24 protein-coding genes and 1 riboswitch are annotated in these 21276 nt (G+C 38.8%); of the genes, 18 read left to right on the top strand and 6 right to left on the bottom strand.

Annotation, left to right across the window (positions count from 1 at the left end; all coding sequences use genetic code 11):
• The first annotated feature begins 6 nt into the window (after positions 1–6).
• Both DYE54_RS05315 and DYE54_RS05310 read left to right on the top strand, forming a co-directional pair.
• Positions 7–1584, top strand: a complete 1578-nt coding sequence (locus tag DYE54_RS05315; RefSeq protein ID WP_115310264.1) for an ABC transporter ATP-binding protein — start codon at positions 7–9, stop codon at positions 1582–1584.
• Positions 1585–1657: 73 nt separating this feature from the next.
• On the top strand, positions 1658–2029 hold the full coding sequence (locus DYE54_RS05310) for a metal-sensing transcriptional repressor (protein WP_115310263.1): 372 nt from the start codon (positions 1658–1660) through the stop codon (positions 2027–2029).
• A 165-nt stretch (positions 2030–2194) separates the two neighbouring features.
• Here DYE54_RS05310 and pyrE read toward each other — a convergent pair whose 3' ends face one another.
• On the bottom strand, positions 2195–2782 hold the full coding sequence (pyrE, locus tag DYE54_RS05305; protein ID WP_115310262.1) for an orotate phosphoribosyltransferase: 588 nt from the start codon (positions 2780–2782) through the stop codon (positions 2195–2197).
• Positions 2779–3498 (bottom strand): orotidine-5'-phosphate decarboxylase, encoded by a 720-nt coding sequence (gene pyrF, locus DYE54_RS05300; protein WP_115310261.1) that lies wholly within the window; start codon positions 3496–3498, stop codon positions 2779–2781. Before pyrF ends, pyrE begins: the two co-directional genes overlap by 4 nt.
• A gap of 197 nt (positions 3499–3695) precedes the next feature.
• Here pyrF and DYE54_RS10150 point away from each other — a divergent pair, with 197 nt between their 5' ends.
• On the top strand, positions 3696–3857 hold the full coding sequence (locus DYE54_RS10150; RefSeq protein WP_172460565.1) for a hypothetical protein: 162 nt from the start codon (positions 3696–3698) through the stop codon (positions 3855–3857).
• A 183-nt stretch (positions 3858–4040) separates the two neighbouring features.
• Here the strand turns inward: DYE54_RS10150 and DYE54_RS05295 are convergent, their stop codons facing one another.
• Positions 4041–4991: a 2-hydroxyacid dehydrogenase gene (locus DYE54_RS05295; protein WP_115310260.1), complete on the bottom strand. Its 951-nt coding sequence runs from the start codon at positions 4989–4991 to the stop codon at positions 4041–4043.
• 326 nt (positions 4992–5317) lie between these two features.
• Between DYE54_RS05295 and DYE54_RS05290 the strand changes: the two genes are divergently transcribed.
• The 11 genes from DYE54_RS05290 (at position 5318) to DYE54_RS05240 (ending at position 16444) form a co-directional block, all read left to right on the top strand.
• Entirely contained in the window at positions 5318–6070 is a 753-nt protein-coding gene (locus DYE54_RS05290) for a BUD32 family EKC/KEOPS complex subunit (protein WP_115310259.1), read from the top strand.
• Between the two features lie 227 nt (positions 6071–6297).
• Positions 6298–7740 (top strand): [FeFe] hydrogenase, group A, encoded by a 1443-nt coding sequence (locus tag DYE54_RS05285; protein ID WP_115310258.1) that lies wholly within the window; start codon positions 6298–6300, stop codon positions 7738–7740.
• A 181-nt stretch (positions 7741–7921) separates the two neighbouring features.
• Positions 7922–8033, top strand: a riboswitch (SAM riboswitch).
• A 67-nt stretch (positions 8034–8100) separates the two neighbouring features.
• The gene (locus tag DYE54_RS05280; RefSeq protein ID WP_115310257.1) at positions 8101–9243 is read left to right on the top strand and encodes a 5-methyltetrahydropteroyltriglutamate--homocysteine S-methyltransferase; all 1143 of its coding nucleotides are present in this window, start codon (positions 8101–8103) and stop codon (positions 9241–9243) included.
• Positions 9233–9946 (top strand): AzlC family ABC transporter permease, encoded by a 714-nt coding sequence (locus DYE54_RS05275; protein WP_115310256.1) that lies wholly within the window; start codon positions 9233–9235, stop codon positions 9944–9946. The genes DYE54_RS05280 and DYE54_RS05275 overlap by 11 nt, the downstream gene beginning before the upstream one ends.
• Positions 9943–10275: a branched-chain amino acid transporter permease gene (locus DYE54_RS05270; RefSeq protein WP_115310255.1), complete on the top strand. Its 333-nt coding sequence runs from the start codon at positions 9943–9945 to the stop codon at positions 10273–10275. Before DYE54_RS05275 ends, DYE54_RS05270 begins: the two co-directional genes overlap by 4 nt.
• A gap of 409 nt (positions 10276–10684) precedes the next feature.
• Entirely contained in the window at positions 10685–11713 is a 1029-nt protein-coding gene (locus DYE54_RS05265) for a LacI family DNA-binding transcriptional regulator (RefSeq protein WP_115310254.1), read from the top strand.
• A gap of 128 nt (positions 11714–11841) precedes the next feature.
• On the top strand, positions 11842–12684 hold the full coding sequence (gene kduI, locus DYE54_RS05260; protein ID WP_115310253.1) for a 5-dehydro-4-deoxy-D-glucuronate isomerase: 843 nt from the start codon (positions 11842–11844) through the stop codon (positions 12682–12684).
• Positions 12685–12838: 154 nt separating this feature from the next.
• On the top strand, positions 12839–13624 hold the full coding sequence (locus DYE54_RS05255; protein WP_115310252.1) for a gluconate 5-dehydrogenase: 786 nt from the start codon (positions 12839–12841) through the stop codon (positions 13622–13624).
• Positions 13625–13680: 56 nt separating this feature from the next.
• Positions 13681–14667 (top strand): 2-keto-3-deoxygluconate transporter, encoded by a 987-nt coding sequence (kdgT, locus tag DYE54_RS05250; RefSeq protein WP_115310251.1) that lies wholly within the window; start codon positions 13681–13683, stop codon positions 14665–14667.
• A gap of 79 nt (positions 14668–14746) precedes the next feature.
• Positions 14747–15697: a sugar kinase gene (locus DYE54_RS05245; protein WP_115310250.1), complete on the top strand. Its 951-nt coding sequence runs from the start codon at positions 14747–14749 to the stop codon at positions 15695–15697.
• Between the two features lie 108 nt (positions 15698–15805).
• Positions 15806–16444 (top strand): bifunctional 2-keto-4-hydroxyglutarate aldolase/2-keto-3-deoxy-6-phosphogluconate aldolase, encoded by a 639-nt coding sequence (locus DYE54_RS05240; protein ID WP_115310249.1) that lies wholly within the window; start codon positions 15806–15808, stop codon positions 16442–16444.
• Positions 16445–16537: 93 nt separating this feature from the next.
• On the opposite strand, the gene DYE54_RS05235 is transcribed toward DYE54_RS05240, so the two are convergent.
• Together DYE54_RS05235 and DYE54_RS05230 are read right to left on the bottom strand one after the other, a co-directional pair.
• On the bottom strand, positions 16538–17020 hold the full coding sequence (locus DYE54_RS05235) for a low molecular weight protein-tyrosine-phosphatase (RefSeq protein WP_115310248.1): 483 nt from the start codon (positions 17018–17020) through the stop codon (positions 16538–16540).
• A 65-nt stretch (positions 17021–17085) separates the two neighbouring features.
• On the bottom strand, positions 17086–17709 hold the full coding sequence (locus tag DYE54_RS05230) for a site-2 protease family protein (RefSeq protein ID WP_115310247.1): 624 nt from the start codon (positions 17707–17709) through the stop codon (positions 17086–17088).
• 321 nt (positions 17710–18030) lie between these two features.
• Here DYE54_RS05230 and DYE54_RS05225 point away from each other — a divergent pair, with 321 nt between their 5' ends.
• The 4 genes from DYE54_RS05225 (at position 18031) to DYE54_RS05210 (ending at position 20856) form a co-directional block, all read left to right on the top strand.
• Positions 18031–18792, top strand: a complete 762-nt coding sequence (locus tag DYE54_RS05225; protein ID WP_115310246.1) for a helix-turn-helix domain-containing protein — start codon at positions 18031–18033, stop codon at positions 18790–18792.
• Between the two features lie 94 nt (positions 18793–18886).
• Entirely contained in the window at positions 18887–19807 is a 921-nt protein-coding gene (locus tag DYE54_RS05220; protein WP_245935693.1) for a hypothetical protein, read from the top strand.
• Between the two features lie 136 nt (positions 19808–19943).
• On the top strand, positions 19944–20390 hold the full coding sequence (locus DYE54_RS05215) for a Panacea domain-containing protein (protein ID WP_115310244.1): 447 nt from the start codon (positions 19944–19946) through the stop codon (positions 20388–20390).
• A 4-nt stretch (positions 20391–20394) separates the two neighbouring features.
• Positions 20395–20856: a hypothetical protein gene (locus DYE54_RS05210; protein WP_115310243.1), complete on the top strand. Its 462-nt coding sequence runs from the start codon at positions 20395–20397 to the stop codon at positions 20854–20856.
• 129 nt (positions 20857–20985) lie between these two features.
• Here DYE54_RS05210 and DYE54_RS05205 read toward each other — a convergent pair whose 3' ends face one another.
• A complete protein-coding gene (locus DYE54_RS05205) occupies positions 20986–21228 on the bottom strand; it encodes a hypothetical protein (RefSeq protein WP_115310242.1) in 243 nt (80 codons plus the stop codon).
• Between the last annotated feature and the right edge of the window lie 48 nt (positions 21229–21276).

The following is a 21276-nucleotide window of genomic DNA, read 5'->3' as shown; positions in this document are numbered from 1 at the left end:
TAAACGATGCAAAGTTCACCATGGCTATTGGATTTACAAGACTTAACAGTTTCGTATCATAATCAAATAGTATTACAAAATTTAAATTTGCAGTTAAAGCCTGGTGAATGTATTGCCATTGTAGGCCCTTCAGGCAGTGGTAAAACAACACTATTGCGGACTTTGACAGGCTTATTGCCTCAACATAGTGAGGTTTCTTACAAGAGGGGGACCTTTGCTGGTGTCGCATGGCCTAAAACGGATCAAGCTTGGCATTCGTTGCGAGGTCGAGAGATTGTATATGTGCCACAAGAGGCACAGGCTTCATTGAGTCCTTTTAAAACAATTGAAACGCAATGTTGTGATGTGGCTAAAGCGATTCGACTACCATGGACTGAAGCACAACAGCGTATAGCTCATTTGTTGCAGCAATTAGATTTGCCTTTGACCGTATTACAGCAGCGGCCTAGCGCCTTGTCTGGTGGTATGGCACAACGGGTGGTTATGCTATTAGCCTTATTACCAAAACCGAAGTTAATTGTGGCTGATGAACCGGCAGCTAATTTAGATGTAGTGCGACAACAACAAATGGTGACATTATTACGTAACATACGGCTAGAAAGTGAGGTAGCTGTTATATTTGTAACGCATCAGTTAGAATTGGCTACTCATATGAGTCAGACCCTGTATGAAATGAAAGAAGGCCAATTACAATTACTGAATAGTACGGATCAAGTCGACCGATTACGTTTAAATCAGGTTAGTATAGAGGCCGTGACAAGAAATAATTCAGTGACTGATATAACAGCCCATAAATCACCTTTATTGCTAATGAAAGGCGTAACGGTTGCTTATGAAACGGAACAGGTGGTGTTACGTGATATATCAATCACATTGCAGGCTGGTGAATGGGTTGCCTTGATGGGATTGAGTGGTGCGGGTAAAAGTACTCTTTTTAAAACGCTCCTAGGAGAGCAGCCAATAGCGCAGGGAGATATTGCCTACCGAGGGCAACTGTTGGGCACTTTTTCAAAACAAGAGTTGGGGCGATTAGTACAGCCGATTTTGCAGAACCCCCAAAGTTCATTTAATCCACGGCAAACTATTGGTTGGAGTATAGGGGAAGCTTTGCGTTGTCAAGGCAAACAAAAAAAGAACAGTAATTTTGAACAGTCAAGAACCACCATGGGTAAAGTTGCTCAGACTATAGATGAGCGGATAGAAGATTTATTAGCACAGGTTCATTTACCAGCTGCGTATAGACAGAGGTATCCTCATGAGTTAAGCGGTGGTGAGTGCCAGCGAGCTGCGCTAGCTAGAGCATTAGCTAGTGAACCAGACCTATTACTTTGTGATGAAATGACATCTGCCTTAGATCCAGCAGTACAATATGAAATTATTGAAGTTTTACAAGCTATACGTAAGCAGCGACCGTTAGGAGGGCTTGTGATTACTCATGATTTACGAGTTGCTGCGGCACTTTGTGAGCGTCTATACATATTGGAGGCTGGTCATATAGTGGAAGCCTCATCAATTAATGATGTGTTGGCGCAACCGCAATCATTAACAGCTAAGCAATTGGTGACAGCATATAGTAAATGGTGAATCTTAAGGACCTTGTCAGATATGATATAATAAATACATATTAAGAGTTATGTATTTATAAGGTGGTGAAAGAATGAGCCAAGAATCACATGAAGTATGGCATGAATTGGGTTTAGGACACAACCATACTCACAAACATGAACATGATGATAGTATATTAGAGGCTATGCCTGATCATACACATACACATACACAGACTAAGGCTGTTCTTAATCGTCTATCACGCATTATTGGTCATTTAGAATCGGTAAAACGTATGGTTGAAAGTGGACGTGATTGCAGTGAAGTATTAGTGCAATTAGCGGCAGTAGGTTCTGCTGTGAAAAGTGTAAGTCGTGTTGTCATGAAAGATCATATTGAACATTGCATTGTTGATGCTGCAAAAAATAATGATACAGAAACTCTAAAAAAATTAAATGAAGCTATAGACCGTTTTATTAAATAGCTGATTATAGTCATTGGGTGTTATTTTAAATAGGCCGTCAGTACAATTTAGTGATAATAAAAGCCCCTCATCAGTTAGGTTATATGAATTAGAAATGTTTCATGTAGGCCTACGATGAGGGGCTGTTGTATTTAGTTATATAGAACTTGTTAAATTATTAAGGGGCTATTTAATGTGTTTGCTACCACGTTCCGTCATTGGGACGCTATCTTTACATAGTGGGCATTCTTCTGGCTGGTAGGTTGGTACAGTTAAATTTAATAAAGCTTGTACTTTATCATTAGGAATACCAAAATCAGCTTTGCCACCACTGCGGTTAACAAGAAGTCCTACACCTACAATCTCCCCTTGGGAGGCTTTGACTACGTCTACGACTTCACGAACGGAGCCACCAGTGGTTACAATGTCTTCTACAATAAGAACGCGTGTGCCTGGTTCAATACGGAAACCACGGCGAAGTGTCATAACCCCTTTTTCACGTTCTGTAAAAATAGCACGTGTACCGAGGGCTTTACCTACTTCATGAGCTAATAAAATACCGCCAGTCATTGGACCAATTACGAGTTCTACATTTTGGTCTTTGAAACGTGTTGCCAATTCTTGACAAAGGCGTTCTGTGTATTTGGGGTGTTGTAATACATTGAACTTTTCTACATACATCGGGCTATGTAAGCCAGAGGTCAGTAGGAAATGGCCTTCTAAGATAGCCTGGGTGTCGATTAATAATTGTTTTACTTCTTGTTCTGTCATCATGCGTTGATAGCCTCCATTTCTTCAACAATTAAACGAACCGCTTCTTGCGGATTATCAGCTTTGGTAATTGGGCGACCAATGACTAATTTAGAGGCGCCATCAAGGAGTGCGCTCTTAGGTGTAGCAATTCGCTTTTGATCATTGGCAGCCGCAAAGGATGGGCGGATACCAGGTGTTACAATAAGGAAATCATCGCCACAGGCTTCACGAATGGCTTTGGCTTCTAATGGCGAAGCTACAACTCCATCCATACCAGAGGCTTTAGCTAATTTGGCTAGACGTAATACTTGGTCACGAATTGGTAATTGCCCACCGATAGATGTCCAAGCATCTTCGTCAAAACTAGTTAAGACGGTAACGGCTAATAGTTTAGGGCGTTCGACTTGGAGTGTTTCAGCCGCTTCTGTAGCCGCTTTAGCGGCTGCGGCCATCATGATAGGACCACCTTGGGCATGCAAGGTAATGAGTTTAGCTCCTAAATGAGTAAGTGAAGTGACACCTTGAGCTACAGTATTAGGAATATCGTGTAATTTTAAATCAAGAAATACAGATTTCCCCTGCTCTTGAAGATATGTTACGGTTTGCGCGCCTGCTGCATAAAATAATTCCATGCCTACTTTATAGTAGGAAACGCTATCGCCTAACGTGGTTACTAATTGGGTAACCTGATCCATTGTTGCTACATCTAAGGCAACGATTAGTCTGTCATCTGCCATGGTGAACCCCCTTAATCGTACTCTAATTATAGATATATTCAAGTAATTTTTACATAAAAAAACAGTAAAGTCAATTAAAACTTAACGTATTATGCACTTAGTGCTATCGACTTGAATTTTTTATAAAATATCGGTACTATTAATATATAGAGAATTCTTGATGTAAAGAGTGGGCGCGATTTGTAAGGTCTGCTCAATTGCCTTGGCAAGATGCCGCTGAAATTATTGAAAGTGCTAAAAAAATGCAAGCCGTAGATGCTGAAAAGGTTCATGAAGCATTAATTGGTGAAGCGGATCATCAATGGATTGAAGATCAGTTGAGAGAGCAGGGAACAGAAATAATAGATGGGCAGTACTAAAAAGCCTAGTTGATAATGAGTTGATGTAGTAAATAAAAGAAGATATGATTGTTTGTCCTAGCGATGCAAGCATCAATGGACAAACAATCATATCTTCTTTTTTATTTAATAAGCAATTTTTTTATTACGGGTATAGGGTTATAGGACAAAATGTATCGCGCTGGAAGGGGATACATTTAGTAGTTATACTAAGTTTTGTGGTGTACCGGCTTCCCATTGTTTTATGTTTTCAATTACGATGTCGGCCCGTGTTTCAAGGGCTTCTTTACTAGCAAAGGCGACATGAGGCGTTAATACTGTATTTTTGGCATGGCATAATGGATGATCGGCTGGAATGGGCGGTTCCATTTCAAAAACATCAATACCAGCACCAGCTAATCGTTCTTCATTTAAAGCAGCGGCTAGCGCTTGGCTATCAACTACCGGACCACGAGCCGTGTTGATTAATACAGCTGTTGGTTTCATAAGCTTAATCGTTTTAGCATCTACAAGTCCTTTTGTTTCCTCAGTAAGCGGCGTATGTAAGGACACAAAATCTGCTTGACGGAATAGTTCGTCTTTACTTACAAAAGTAACGCCTTTTTCAATCAAGTCAGGTTTTTCACTACGGTTATAGGCAATAACGCGACACCCAAAAGCAAGGGCGATTTCAGCGACTCGTTTGCCAATAGCACCAGTACCTACGACACCAAAGGTTTTGCCAAATAATTCGAAACCAACTAGACCGGCTTTAGTGCCTTCATGGCGACTTTGATGATCACAAGGAACGATGTTACGGCATACGGAAATTGCTAAACCGAAAGCTAATTCGGTAACAGCATTAGTCGAATAGCCAGCAGCATTGCAAACTGTAATATTACGTTCGCGGCAAGCTGCTAAATCTACATGATCAACGCCAGTAAAAGCAATGGAAATCATTTTTAAATTTGGACATTGGCGAATAATATCACCAGATAATTTCTGATTGGCTAAGATAAGGACATCAGCATCTTTGACACGTTCAAGCAATTTAGTCTGATCTAACTCTTGGGTTTCAGGATAGAAAAATTCATGCCCTGCCGCTTTTAGTGGAGCTGAAACAGCGTTAATTTTGTCTGTTGATACGCCTAATGGTTCCATTACGATAATTTTCATGGTATCACCTCATTAAATTCAAGATTGCCAGTTTATCTGGCAGGAATAAAGAAAAGACTATGTATTGATTTTATTATACGCTAAATGATAAGACTGTTCAAACAAAGTGATAGGTGGATAGAGGATTACAAAATTAGATTATATATAGCAGGGGCCATATTGTTTTATATCGATACATTTCAAAGGAATATTGCTTATTTGTAAAAAAAGTGTAAAATATTAAGTACATTTAAACAAAAGTTAAACTAAATTTAAACTTTGTTGATTTTTTATTTAAAAGAGTTGAACTTGGAATAAATGGAGTAGTAAAAACTAGGAGTGATAGTATGCAGGATTCTTTTGTAACAGATTCAGCGTTGCAAGAGAAGTTATATAACGCATTGCGAGAGCATCCGATGGAGCGGGTGTTCTCTTTTGTTTATGACGACAGAAAATACTTTGTGAAACGTCATATTCGTAATAAACGGTGGCGGTTACGTTTTGGTGGGCAACATGGATATAATCGTGAAGTGAATAAAATGAAAACTGTTGCACAGGCGTGTGGTTTAGCCCCTAAGGTTTTGGTAGATACACCGGAATATTTTGTTACCCTTAGTGGTGGGGATACATTAGCTCATTTGATCCATCCGGCACAGGCTGATGACAGTGTGTTGGAGGCAGCGTTTTATAGAGCTGGACAGGGATTAGCTAAACTTCATGCAGCTGGTTTTAGTCATGGCCGTCCTGTGTTGCGAGATATAGTTTATGATAAACAGTCAGAAACCGTACAATTTTTAGATTGGGAAAATGATTACCACTTAAAATGTATGGATGATAAAGTAATGGATGTGCTACTATTTATTCATGGCTATTTCCGTGAAAAAGTTGTATGCCCTCAGGCTTTGACAGCAGCTGTAGCGGGATATACAGATACAGCTAGGGGACAAGCAACTATAGAAAAAGCACAGATGTTTTTCAAAAATAAGACCTGTTTAATGAAGAGCTTGTATTGGCTGGCTCGATTTGGCTGGGTTGATTTATTAGCCTTAACGATGACAAACGACTGTCTATTATTAGGAGACATATTGAAATTTCTATAGAGTTTAGACTATTCTTTTAGTATTTTTAAAATAGTGGTTATTATTGGTAAATGCATAGTAAATATGCGCAATGTTTATCTAATTCCTATTTGAAAATAGGACATTTAAGATGCTATACTACAAAGAGACATCACTCACAACCATAAAGCGTATGGTCGATGTCCATTTCGACAGAGGTCGGAGTATTTGAATACATAACTAGTATTATTTGTGTGAGGTGCAAAATTATGAGTTTCGAAAGTCGATTCCAACACATTGATCGTCGCGTGCCGATTGCTGAAGATAATATTGCGATTGTGCATGATTTAGAAAAATGTAAAAACTGTACGTTATGCCGTCGTGCTTGTGCTGATGTTATGGGTGTACTTGACTACTATGATTTAGAATCTACTGGTGATAAACCAATCTGTGTTCATTGTGGTCAATGTGCTGCTGCGTGCCCATTCGATTCTATGAATGAACGTAGTGAATTAGATCAAGTAAAAGCAGCGATTGCTGATCCAGATAAAATTGTTGTCATCCAAACGGCCCCTGCTGTGCGCGTTGGGATTGGCGAAGAATTTGGTTATGAACCAGGTTCTTTCTTAGAAGGTAAAATGATTGGTGCCCTTCGTGCGTTAGGTGCTGACTATGTTGTTGACACTAACTTTGGTGCCGATTTAACAATCATGGAAGAAGCGAGCGAATTAATTGAACGTGTTATTAACGGTCATGGTGAATTGCCACAGTTCACTAGTTGCTGTCCAGCTTGGGTTAAATTTGCAGAAACATACTACCCAGAATACTTACCAAACATTTCGACTACTCGTAGCTGTATTGCTATGGAAGCGGCTGTACTTAAAACCTATTTCGCTGAAAAGATGAAATTGGATCCAGAAAAGATTGTATCTGTAAGTGTAGCTCCATGTACAGCTAAGAAATTTGAAATTCGTCGTCCAGAACAGAATAAATCTGCTGAATACTGGGGTAAAGAAGACCTTCGTGATACAGATTATTGCATTACGACTCGTGAATTTGCGAAATGGATTCGCGAATCTGGCGTAGATTTTACACAAGTAGAAGAATCTACTATGGATAAATATATTGGTGCTGAAACAGGCGGTAGTGTCATTTTCTGTAACACTGGTGGTGTAATGGAAGCGGCTATGCGTAGTGCGTATAAATTCATTACTGGCAATGAACCATCTCCAGAACCATTTACTAACTTACAAGATGTACGTGGTATGGAAGGTGTTAAAGAAGCTGACGTTGAAATTGGCGGCAAAACATTAAAAGTTGCCGTAGTTCATGGTGGTAAAAACATCCGCGATTTCTTAGATAATATGAAAGCGACTGGTAAAAAATATGACTTCATCGAAATGATGGCTTGTCGTGGTGGTTGTATTGGTGGTGGCGGTCAGCCACGTGTTAAAATGCCAGTAGCCGATAAAGTAAAATCTGCTCGTATTGAAGGTATTTATAAAGCTGACGCTGAAATGAAACTTCGTTCTAGCTATGAAAATCCTGAAATTAAAGCTATTTATGAAGAATTCTTAGGCAAACCATTAGGTGAACGTTCTGAAGAGTTATTACATACTCATTACACAGATCGTAGTGCTGATTTAGGTGTTCGTAAAGATGTTACGCCTGAAACTTGCCCAACATCCCCTAAATTTAAAAAGCCTGAATAATCAGTTTATTTAGTTAGAATATGATAAGAGAGCATTGAAGGTTTAAATTATGACTTTCAATGCTCTTTTTGGCTTCAGGCCCTTATGTTTGACTGTAGTTGACAGATATCTTTCCTTTGAAGTATTATAATAGATATCCAAATGGTAGTAGTAGATGCCTTTTGGTAGCTATAACTTTATAGTATCATCTAGAGCAGCTGAGGGAACTGGCCCAGTGACGCTGCGGCAACCTGCTTTATAACTAAGTATATAGAGGAAGGTGCTAAGTCCAACGGGAAACCGGCAGATGATAAGACTGTAGGTCGTCATTTGTTGACGACTTTTTTCTTTATCTGCCTAATTTGAGAGGAGATTGAGAGTATGAGTAACACAAAACAAGTAGGTAAAGGACCATTTCATTATGATGTAGTAGGTAGCTTTTTACGCTCTGAGTCAGTAAAAAAGGCACGCCAAGATGTAGAAGCGGGGACAATTGGTAATACTGAATTACGTCAGATAGAAGATGAAGCGATTAAAGACTTAATCAATAAAGAAGTCGCTGTAGGCCTTAAAGCGGTAACTGATGGGGAGTTTCGTCGAGCTTATTGGCATTTAGATTTCTTAGAACAACTAGTAGGTGTTGAACGAATAAAAGCAGACCATTGGTCAGTCGCTTTTAAAGGACATCAACCAAAAGCAGCGACCCTTAAAATTGTTGATATCATTGATTTTCCAGAAGATCATTCATTTATAAAGGATTTTCAATTTGTTAAAGAGGCAGTTGGGGATAGAGCGGTTGCTAAATTTACGATTCCTTCGCCATCTATGTTACATTTAATCTGCTGCGTTCGTGAAGAACATTATGAACCGATTCCGCAATATGAAAAGGAAGAGGCCTTGTTTGAGGCCATTGCTAAAGCGTATCGTAAGGCTATCAAGGCGTTCTATGCGGCTGGTTGTCGTTATTTGCAATTAGATGATACCTCTTGGGGCGAATTTTGTGATGAAACAAAACGTAAAGAATACGCAGCACGTGGTTTAGATTTACAATATATTGCACAAAAATATGTTGAAGTTATTAATTATGCTCTTGAAGGTAAACCAGACGATTTGGCAGTGACTATGCATATTTGTCGTGGTAATTTCCGTTCGACTTGGTTTTCTTCTGGTGGCTATGAACCGATTGCAGAAACCTTGTTTGGACATTGTCATATTGATGGTTTCTTTTTAGAATATGACTCTGATCGAGCTGGTGGATTTGCTCCTTTACGTTTTATAAAAAATCAAAAGGTAGTATTGGGGTTAGTTACGTCTAAATTCCCAGTACTTGAAAAAGAAGAAGATTTATTAGCTCGTATTGAAGAAGCTACTTTATACGTTCCTAAAGAGCAATTAGCCTTAAGTCCACAGTGTGGATTTGCGTCTACTGAAGAAGGCAATAATTTGACGGAAGCCGAACAGTTTGCTAAATTAGCACTGATTAAGCGAGTGGCAGAAAAAGCGTGGGGCCCTTATGACGAATAAGGGGCAAGAGGCCTTTCGCTATGCGTTTCCATTAACAGTTCCTATATGTGCGAGTTTTTTATTTTTAGGTATTTCCTATGGGTTATATGCTGTGGGGCAAGGTTTACCTTGGTATTTACCGTTTCTCATGAGTGCCACTATCTTTGCCGGGTCCATGGAGTTTGTTACCGTCGCACTGTTAGCGGCGCCCTTTGACCCTTTAGGCGCTTTTGTACTAGCTTTTATGGTTAATGGGCGACATATTTTTTATGGCTTAACCATGTTGACTCGCTATGGGACGTTAGATTGGAAAAAATATCCATTGATTTATGGGTTATGTGATGAAACCTTTGCTATTAACGCGACCATTAATTTGCCAAGTCAAATTGATTGCGGATGGTTTTATTTACATGTGACCTGGCTCAACTATCTATATTGGGTAGGCGGTGTGGCTATTGGGGCGATTGGAAGTCATTTTATAACATTAAATATGAAAGGCATCGAGTTTATTTTAGCCGCTTTATTTATTGTTATATTTTTAGATATGCTATTGACCGCTAAGAAATATCAATCTGGTTTAATTGGTTTGGTAGTAGCCATGAGCTTGTTAGGTTTGTTAGGGCCTGATATGTTTATATTACCGGCTATGATATTGATGGTTATCATATTTTGTGGTCTCTTTTGGTTTCAGCCTAAACAGACAAAGGAGGGGCGTGAAGTATGAGTAGTTGGGAAATGGTCATTACTATTGGTGCTGTTGTGTTGGGAACGATGGCAACTAGGTTTACACCGTTTTTAATTTTTTCAAAAACGACGAAACCACCAGCTTTAATTACGTATTTAGGAACTGTATTGCCGGCAGCTGTGATGGGCTTATTAGTGGTATATTCTTTAAAAGATGTGACCGTATGGGACTATCCACATGGGTTACCGGAAGTATTAGCTATTGTGGCATTGGTGGTTATACATCTAATTAAGCACAATATGTTGCTTAGTATTGCCACTGGTACGATTGTATATATGGTATTGATTCAGCAAGTATTTGTGAAATGACCGTAAAATTGATGATTATTATTAGTGAAAACTGATGTTTTTCTATTATTTTTGAAACTTTAATAAAAAATGAAGTGTAGCTATGCAAAACAGCTATAGTCCAGATTCTTTCGTATACTAGCGAGGAATTTGGACTATTTTTTTGTAAAATTTGGATAAAAAAATAGTAAATAAAATTATTTCATGTGAATAATGCATAGTAAATATGTTGTAAAAACAATTGTATTGTTGTATTATGATTGTGACGAAGTTACGAAAACGATTTCGTAAATCGATACACAATATTTTATATGATGGAATGTTGGTATAGAGAGGTAATTTTGTCTAGGTATGTAGGCAATTGTGTTCGTGTATGGTATAGTCTAAGTGCTTAACCTTTTATAGGGCAGACACGAAGGGAGGATGCTAGATGGGGAAAATAACAATTGCCGATGTTGCTGAGCGTACTGGTTTTTCTAAGACAACGATTTCTAGATATCTTAATGGTAAATATGAATATATGTCAGCGGCCACGCGCGAACGAATTAGTGAAGTCATTAAGGAGATTGAATATAAGCCAAATAGGATGGCACGGAGTTTACGGTTACAACAAAGTCATATGATTGGGGTTATTGTATCCGATATTTCAAGTCCGTTTTCAGCCATTTTATATTCGGGCATTGCCGATTGGTGTGAGGAACATGGGTTTACGGTTCTGTTAGCTGATGCCGCTGATGATCCTTATAAAGAGCGTCGTTATATTCAGTCTATGATTGCTCAAGGTGTAGATGGAGTCGTTATTAATGCGACGGGGGCTGAAGTAGAGTATTTAAATGAAGTCAATCGCTCGATTATGCCCATCGTGTTGGCTGACCGGCCCGTTCCAGGTTGTGATTGTGATTTAGTATCTTCGGATACGCAACATATTACGGACGCTAGTTTAGATTTATTGCTTCGCAAAGGGTATGAACGAATTCTATTTGCTACGCGGCGCGTTGGGACTAATGGTATACGACGACTTCGTTTTGATGAGTTTGTAAAGCAATACGAAGGGAAAACAGGCCGTAAGGCCTTAACACTAGAGTATGATAAAACAACAAAAGCGATTCTTGCTAATACCGTCATAACACAATTAGAGGCAGCGAGAGCAGCCAATGAACGCTTAGCTGTATTTGCCGGTAATGGTGTCGTATTAAGTGATATTGCCATGTTAGCACGTCAACAAGAACTACAAATTCCAGATGACTTAGGCGTGTATAGTTATGATAACTGGACTTGGATGGATGTCATCGGACCAGGCATTTCTGTTGTCGAATTGCCAACCTATGAAATTGGACAAGAATGTGCTCGCTTGTTAGTGGGGCGAATTAAAGAAGCCTTAAGTGAAGAAGAAACGCCAAGGTTAGAGCAACAAACAGTCATTTTACCCTGTTCCATTGTGGAACGACAATCATTGTGATATAGGCAGTGCGACTAGGCAATCTTGTAAATTAGGTAATAATGAGCCCGTTTTACGGGCTCTTAAATAGAATTATTACAAATCTAGAGTAGGTATTTATTTTAAAGTATATAAAAGGAGTGACACACATGGATACACGTTATAGTGTAAACCCGCGCGACATTAAACGGTATACAACTGAGGAGTTGCGCAACGAATTTTTGATTCAAGATATTTTTAAGGCTGATGAAGTAACGGCTGTATATAGCCATGTTGACCGTATGGTAACACTTGGTTGTATGCCTGTTAATGAAGTAGTTAATCTTGAAAAAGGCATGGACATCTGGCATACCTTTGGCGTACAGTATTTCTTAGAACGCCGTGAAATTGGTATTTTCAATGTTGGTGGCGATGGTAAAATCGTAGCTGATGGTGAAGAATTTAATCTTACCTATACAGACTGTGTGTACATTACTAAAGGCACTAAAGAAGTTACCTTCCAAAGTGTAGATCCAGCAAAACCAGCTAAATTCTACATGGTATCGGCGCCAGCTCATACATCCCATAAAACAACTTTTATTCCAATGGCTAAAGCGAATAAACGTCCAATGGGTGCTATGGAAACAGCGAATGATCGCGTAATTAATCAGTTCATTCATCCAGATGTATTGGAAACTTGCCAATTATCCATGGGCTTAACGCAATTAAAACCAGGTAGCGTATGGAATTCTATGCCACCACATACGCATGAACGCCGTATGGAAATTTATTTCTACTTTGAAGTTCCACAAGATAATGTAGTGTTCCATATGATGGGTGAAGCACAAGAAACACGCCACATTGTAATGCATAACGAAGAAGCTATCATTAGTCCTTCTTGGAGCTTACATGCTGGTGCTGGTACATCCAACTATACGTTCATTTGGGCTATGGGTGGTGAAAACCAAGCGTTTGATGATATGGACCATATTGCTATTACAGATATGAAATAATCATGGGTATTTTTCCATATCAACGTAGATAAGCAAAACATATTTTTTTACCGATTTACGAAATCGATACACATATGAATTTTGCTCGGTTTATTAGTGATTATAGTTTAGAATTCGTAATCGGTTTAAGGACAGATTTTAGAGGAGGTTTGACATGAACGGCTTAGAACAATTCCGTTTGGACGGAAAAGTAGCACTCGTAACAGGCGCTGTATACGGCATTGGTTTTGCCATTGCACAAGCGTTAGCAGGAGCTGGTGCTAAAATTGCTTTCAACTGTTTAGATGCAGAAACTCGAGATAAAGCAGTTGCTGACTATAAAGCAGTTGGCATTGAGGCAGTAGGGTATGTGGCTGACGTAACTAAAGAAGAAGAAATTATCCCTATGATTAAAGATATTGAGGAAACACTTGGTGGCGTAGATATTCTTGTAAATAATGCGGGGATTATCAAACGTATCCCTATGGTAGAAATGGCTGCTGAAGAATTCCGTCAAGTTGTTGATATTGACTTAGTAGGTCCTTTCATCATGGCCAAAGCTGTTATTCCAGGCATGATTAAAAAAGGTCATGGTAAAATTATTAACATTTGCTCCATGATGAGTGAATTAGGCCGTGAAACAGTGTCTGCTTATGCAGCCGCTAAAGGTGGCTTAAAAATGTTAACACGTAATATTGCCTCTGAATATGGTGAATATAATATTCAATGTAATGGTATTGGCCCTGGCTATATTGCTACGCCTCAGACCGCACCACTTCGTACGGAAGGGCATCCATTCAATAGTTTTATTATTGCTAAAACGCCAGCCGCTCGTTGGGGGACACCAGAAGACTTACAAGGTCCAGCTGTATTCTTAGCCTCTGAAGCATCAGACTTTATTAATGGTCATGTATTGTATGTAGATGGCGGTATCTTAGCGTACATTGGTAAACAACCATAATCTATTCGGCTAGGTTATCTTAGTTGAGGCCTAGCCCTTAATTGGAGGAAATCGACATGAATATCATGAAGGCAGTATCACGTGTTCCCGGCGGGCTTATGCTCGTACCTTTACTACTAGGTGCTTTATTACATACCTTAGCACCTGGAACTGGTAAATACTTTGGTTCTTTTACAAATGGTTTGATTAGTGGCACCGTTCCTATTTTATCGGTATGGTTCTTCTGTATGGGTGCCAGTATTGATTTAAAAGCAACAGGTACTGTTTTGAAAAAATCAGGTACCTTAGTAGTAACAAAGATTTTAGTAGCATGGATCGTTGGGCATATTTGTGTTATGTTTATGCCTAGTGGTATGATTGAAACCGGATTTTTTGCAGGACTCTCCACCTTAGCTATCGTTACAGCTATGGACATGACTAATGGTGGTTTATATGCTTCCTTGATGGCACAGTATGGCTCCAAGGAAGATGCAGGGGCATTTGTTTTGATGTCCATCGAGTCTGGCCCATTAGTTACCATGATGATTCTTGGTACAACTGGGGCAGCTACCTTTGAGCCACATCTATTTGTAGGCGCTGTATTACCATTCTTAATTGGCTTTGCTCTTGGTAACCTTGATAAAGAATGTAAAACATTCTTCAGCCAAGGTACTATGCTTATGATTCCCTTCTTTGGCTTTGCCTTAGGTAATACAATTGACCTTATGATGGTTGTTCATACTGGCTTATTAGGTGTTTTATTAGGGGTTGCTGTTATCATTATTACTGGTATTCCTCTTATCTTAGCGGATAAATTCTTAGCTGGTGGTAATGGTGGTGCAGGTCTTGCTGCTTCTAGTACAGCTGGGGCTGCCGTAACTAACCCTATTATCATTGCTGGTATGATTCCCGCCTTTGCACCCATTGCGCCAGCCGCTACAGCTTTAGTAGCGACGGCCGTAGTGGTTACATCGATTTTAGTACCAATTGTAACTGCGTTCTGGTGTAAACATTTCAGCGATGAAGGTAAAACAAAGGCCGCTCGCATTGTGGTAAATGGGTAATATAAGTAAACGCATTAGCAGCACACCTTGCGCCTCCGTCGGCTCAGGGTGTTGCTTGCTATATTGAGGAGGAATAAAAATGGCACGTGTTCTTACAATTGGTGAACCAATGGGATTAATGGTAGCTACAGAACCTAAAGCATTAAAAGATGTCACGACCTTTCGTCGCTATGTATGTGGGGCTGAAGTTAATTTTGCTGTGGGGATGAGTCGTTTAGGTCATGAAACAGCCTATATTAGTCGTGTTGGCAATGATCCATTTGGGCAACATATTTTAGACTTTTTAGCAGAACAACATATTAGTACAGACTATGTGACTTTGGATGATGTAAATCGTACAGGCATGCAACTTAAGGCAAAAACATTGGAAGGGGATCCTGAAGTAGTTAATTTCCGTCGTTTTACAGCGTTTTCCTATATGGAACCGTCAGTTGTAGACACCGTGCAATGGGAATCATATGATCATCTACATGTGACGGGTATTCCACCGGCTTTATCTGAAACTTGTCGTGAAACCTCTATTGCGATGATGAAAGCGGCTAAGGCTCATGGTGTGCAAGTGTCCTTTGATACCAATCTTCGTCCGGCTCTTTGGCCATCTGAAGATGTTATGCGTAAAAACATTAACTATTTAGCGTCTTTAGCAGATATTGTATTACCAGGCCTTGGGGAAGGTAAAATTCTAACTGGGTTTGAAACGCCAGAAGAGATTGCTGATTTCTATTTAAAACAAGGGGCTAAAGCCGTGATTGTGAAACTAGGCACCAAAGGGGCTTATGTAAAAACGACTGATGAAACCTTTTACGCACCAGCCTATATTGTTGAAAACGTTGTGGATACAGTAGGCGCTGGTGATGGATTTGCGGTTGGTACAATTAGTGGCCGTTTAGAAGGTCTTAGTTGGAGTGAAGCTGTTCGTCGTGGAGCGGCGATTGGCGCATTACAAGTGCAAGTCGAAAGCGATAATGAAGGCTTACCGACGCTAGAACAGTTAGTCGCGTATCAGAACAGTGCTAAATTAAGTGAATAATTAGTGGTATTGACTGTATTAGAAGCATTGAAACATGATGACGAATGACGTTGAACTGTATATAATAGAGTAGGAAACAGAGCTAAAGATACGATTGGGAGGACCTATATGGATAAATTGCAAGTTATTGAAACCGTAAAAAAAATTGGTGTAGTGGCAGTGATTCGTGGTAATACGCCAGAAGAAGCCGTGCAAATTTCAGAGGCCTGCATTGCTGGTGGTGTAACAGCCATTGAAGTGGCCTTTACAACGCCGCGGGCACATGAAGCCATTTTAACATTAACTGAAAAATATAAAGAGGATGCGAGTGTGGTTATTGGCGCGGGTACGGTACTTGATGCAGAAACAGCACGGATGGCGATTTTAAATGGGGCCGCTTTTATCGTATCGCCTGCATTTGATGAAAATACTATCAAGTTGTGTAATCGGTATCGTGTGGCTTGCATGCCTGGTACAACTACAATTCAAGGGGTAATTCAAGCTCTTGAACTTGGTGCCGATATTGTAAAAGTATTCCCTGGTGAAGTGGTAGGTAGTAAATTTATTAAAGCTGTCAAAGGTCCATTGCCACAAGCTCAAATGATGCCAACAGGTGGTGTTAGCATTGACAATGTAGCAGAATGGTTTAAGGCCGGTGCTGTTGCTGTTGGTGCTGGTGGTGCTTTAACTGGTGGTGGTAAAACATTGGCAGAAATTACAGAAACGGCTAAGAAATTCGTGGCTGCTGTGGCAGAGGCTCGTAAATAAAATAGTAGGGGGATAGGATAAATAGTAAAAGCCCAAGGCGTTATCAGTTATTGATAGTGAGCCTTGGGCTTTTTATAGTCGTTAAGGGCAATGTTATAGGCTATATTTTAGAATCAGATGCTTCAATAAAGCCTTACAGCTAGGGGCAATATCATCATAGGTTTCATCAAAGTTACCAGTGTACCAAGGATCTTTGACATCACGAATTTCACCAATGAAGGAAAGCATTTTATGAATTTTGTGATCAGTATCAGGACCAAGTAGGCGCTCTAGATTACGACGATTATTTTCATCCATAATGATGATATAATCTGCTGAATTATAGTCATCTTTAGTAATTTGACGTGCTTTACGTGGAGTAAAAGGAATATTGAGAGCACGTAATTTAGTTTTAGTGCCAGGATGTGTGTCATTACCAATTTCTTCGCGACTAGTAGCTGTAGAATCGATGATGAAATTCTTGTTTAGCTGCGCTTTGTTTACTAAATCCTTGAACACAAATTCCGCCATAGTCGAACGACAAATATTACCATGACAAACAAATTGAATATGAATAGGCCGTTTTGATGCGGTCATAACATAACTCCTTTTATATAAATTGTAAAATAAAGCTAGTTATACAAGTTGCAAAATAAGGTTACTTATACAAATTGCAAAATTAGGCTAAATAGTTTTAAGATACTTTGCTGTACGGGGATGAGTACCATGCTTAAAAATGGCGTATAGGCAAGGAGAATTAAGGCTAAGAAGCCAAATCGTTGCCATTGCCAATATTTCATCTGCCAAGATGGCGATAGAAAGTTGGAGACAATATGAGCGCCATCGAGTGGTGGAATAGGGATTAAGTTGAATATAGCAAAATTTACATTAATAATAACCATAAGGGAGATTACTGTATATAAACCTTGTGATACGTCAATATTGTGATTATTCACAAAAAATAGCACGAAAGCCGCTATAAAAGCTACGATAATATTAGCCAATGGGCCAGCTAAAGAAACGAGCATATCATCTCTTTTTTTATTTTTAAAATTTGCTGGATTAATGATAACAGGCTTTGCCCACCCAAAATGTAAGAGTAAGAGCATTAACATACCAATAAAATCAAGATGTGCAAAGGGGTTCATAGTAAGACGTCCCATACGGCGGGGTGTATCGTCGCCTAATACATCGGCCACTTTAGCATGGGCATATTCATGCATAGCCATAGCGATAATAATAGCAGGCAAGGCTGCGACAATATTTAATAAACTGAAGTTAAACATAAACAGCTCCTTTGGTAAAATTTATATATTTATTAGTATACCGTAAAATATCGATATACGCAAAATTAGCGTCAAAAAATGTACTAGCAGTACATTTACCACTATTGGTATGCAACTCATTCTATTGGTGTGAGTGAAACTATTGATTCCTAGGGCGCTTCTTTTTATAATGGGCAGTGAGCTCAAAGTGTAAGGAAATAATTCTAAATGAAGGGGATAACTCTAAATTAAGGAAATAACTCTAACTGTAGTTGTAATTAGAATTTGTAGTGGTAGCGATTAGGGGTAGTCAACATAGAATATATGAGGAGGTTTACCTATATGGGGAAGGGGCAACAAGTGGTTATTCCAAGACCACTATTGAAGCAGTTATATTTAGAAAAAGGTATGTCTACGTGGTCCATTGCTAAAGAATTGCATTGTAGTCAAGATACTGTGGTACGGCGACTTCATGAATATGCAATACCGATTCATTCTAGACGAAAAGAATTGCCCATGAAAGAGATGGCGTATCTTTACTTGAAAGAGGGGCTAGGTGTTAAGCAGTTGGCTAAACGCTATCAATGTTCACATACTACAGTAGCGGCTCGTTTACGTAACTTAGGTATCTTAGCATCTAAACAGTCAACGTATATAGCGCCATCGTTAAGGAAGCAACAACAAATCATTTCTTTTTATAGCAATGGGCAAAGTGCCTCTTGGATTGCTAGACGATTACAGATTTCACGTTGGACAGTACTCACCATACTAAGGCAAGCTGGCGTACGAATTCGGCATAGTAACAAGCGAATTTATGTAAATGTAAAAGAACTTGTTTATTTATATACACAACGTCATATGACGACGACGGAGTTAGCCATATTATATAATATTAAGCCTGCTACTGTAGCAGAACGATTAAAAGAAGCCGGCATTCACTTGCATGGAAATCAGTTAAAATTGAATACGTATGAAGTATGTTTGCGCTATCAGGACGGGCAAAGCCCGCTACAAATTGCTGAAGAATTGGGGTGTTCGTACTCCGCGGTGAGAAAACGTCTTGATCAATGGCAGGGATATAAAGGGGCGCGTAAAACAAGTTAGGAGAAAATTTGCATTGGAAGGGGATAATTCGCTATACTAGAAGGCAAGAAAGTAGCACGTTGTAATTAGTATTTGTAGTAGAATGGAGAGTATGATGGATATTATTGTTGCATTGTTGCCGTTTTTTACAGTGGGTCTAGTAGCGGCTCTCATTTCACGTTTTACGGGGGTAGCTTTATCCTTTATTATTGCCCCTACTTTGTTGTATTGGGGGGCTAAGCCTTTAGAACTAGTAGCGTTTATGCTTACCTTTGCTGTGTATAATGGATTTACGTCTGAAACGCAAGATTTTCGATTAAATGTTAAGCAACTTATTTTATTTAAAGGCTGGCGTGTAGCGATTCCTGTGTTAGGTTCCGTTATATTGGCCTTTGTAGCACCACCAGCGGCTATTGCATTTTTTATTTTGTGCTTTATTGCTGAACTAGCGATGAATATGTACAAGCGATTACCGCAAAGTGAACGTCCTGCGTTGAGTCAAGTGCTATTAAGTGCCGTTATAGCCACAATTTGGTGCTTAGTTGGTGTATTTGCAGTGCCATATATGCCAGTTAATTACTACTTTATTTTGGTTGGTTTAGTTATGTTAGGGCTTACTGGTTTTGCATGGTATGCAGCTAAACATCGTGATGCATTTCGTGGTACATGGACTCAACTTTGGAATTTCTTGACGGTATTCTTAGGTTTATTTGGTTTAGATACTTCTTTTTACGCACGGGCTTTAGGGCGTAATTTCCCGAGTAAACAAGATGTGATGATTCCTGTGATTACTTTTGTGGCGGCCTTCATGGGGATTATGGCTATCTTTGCTACCGAATTTATTTTCTCTATGCCTGCACTTGTAGCGGCAGTAGGGGCAGCTATTGGCATGCGTTTTGCTGGAATTTATGAATTTAGCCGTCGCGGTACATTTTCTTATACGGCTATTGCCGTTACCATCTTGGCTGTAGTAAGCTTGTTCTTAGTATCACCAGCACCAGTAGGACTAGTAGATATGGAAGCGCTGTTTAAATAAGAGACATATTGCGATTTATCGGATTTAGTTAGTGTTAATCATGGAAATGAAAAGTTATAGAGACACTTTTCTACACTTTTATGAGGATATGAAGTATAATAAAAAGAGAATGTATTAGCATAAAGGAGGTGCAGATATGGCAACTGTATTTGATGTAGCAAAATATATATTAGATAGTGTTGGTTCTATGTCTGCTATGAAATTGCAAAAGCTAGTATTTTATTCACAAGCAATGTCACTAGTATGGGATGATATACCTTTGTTTAGTGATGAATTTGAAGCTTGGGCTAAAGGGCCAGTATGTAGAGCTTTGTATGATGCCCACAAAGGTATGTTTATGTTAAATGATTCTAATTTTTTGAAGAAGTATGATGTTGATTTAGACCGATTGACAGGTACTAATAAAGAAACAATTGATGTAGTAATAAATTCGTTAAAAGATTTACCAGCTTATGAATTAAGTGAAATGACACATAGAGAAATGCCATGGTTAGAAGCTCGTGGAGATTGTCCTGAAGGAGCTATTTGTACGAATATTATAACTAAGGAATCTATGTTAGATTACTATCAAGAAAACTGGTAATTAAATGGGGAATAAGAATAAAAAAGGGCGTCAGTCAGGCGCCTTTTTGAATGCAAAAAAGAAAGATTTACCTAATGTAGCTTTTAATTTGGATAACAGCCGATTTGCTTGGTCCTTTGATAAAATTGAAAGGGGTCATGAGTGTTGGCGATTGGAAGGATTATTTGTTATAGATACGATTATTGCAAAGTTAAAAAGTTTTGAGACAATGACTTGGTTTGAAATAAAATCACAATCGGGAGGTAAGGCAAAGGGAAACGGTACTAATAATCATTTTATATCGGGAACGCTTTTGCCTAAAGAATACCAAAAAGTTTTTATTGAACGAGGATACATGAGAAATTATGAAAAAGTATTTTCTTTACGAATTGATGCTCGTAAACGTTTAATTGGTGTTGTTGATAGAAATGTGTTCTATATATTATGGTTTGACGAGGCGCATTCTATGTTTCCAACAATAAAATGAAGCGGAAATAACAATTCATTAAAAAATAGTAGTATAAGAAGTAAAAGCTTTAAAGGCAAATAATGCGACTGGAAGATATATGAATACTTTCCAGTCGCATTATTGTTTTTAATATATTTTATTAGCTTTTTATTTGAAAAATTTTCCAGCTAGGTTACTAAGGCCTGCTTTTAAATCTTCATTACCGCTTACTTCGCCATACGCATCTTTTAGGCTGGCAAGCAGTGTTTGTAATTGATCGGCATCAAGGCTTTTTACATCGTCAATACTGTTAATGTTAAGACCTTCAATATTATTTACTACAGACATGAATTTACTTTCATCAACTTTGAAGTAAGAGCTAATCATTTCAATCAATTTTTCTTTAATCATAGAAATACCTCCTTTTTCTAATTATATTATATAATAAAATCGATTTTG

Source organism: Veillonella criceti (genome assembly GCF_900460315.1).
GTDB classification, from domain to species: Bacteria; Bacillota; Negativicutes; order Veillonellales; family Veillonellaceae; genus Veillonella_A; species Veillonella_A criceti.
The sequence above is the reverse complement of the archived record's forward strand: the minus strand, read 5'-3'. Positions and strand labels throughout refer to the sequence as shown.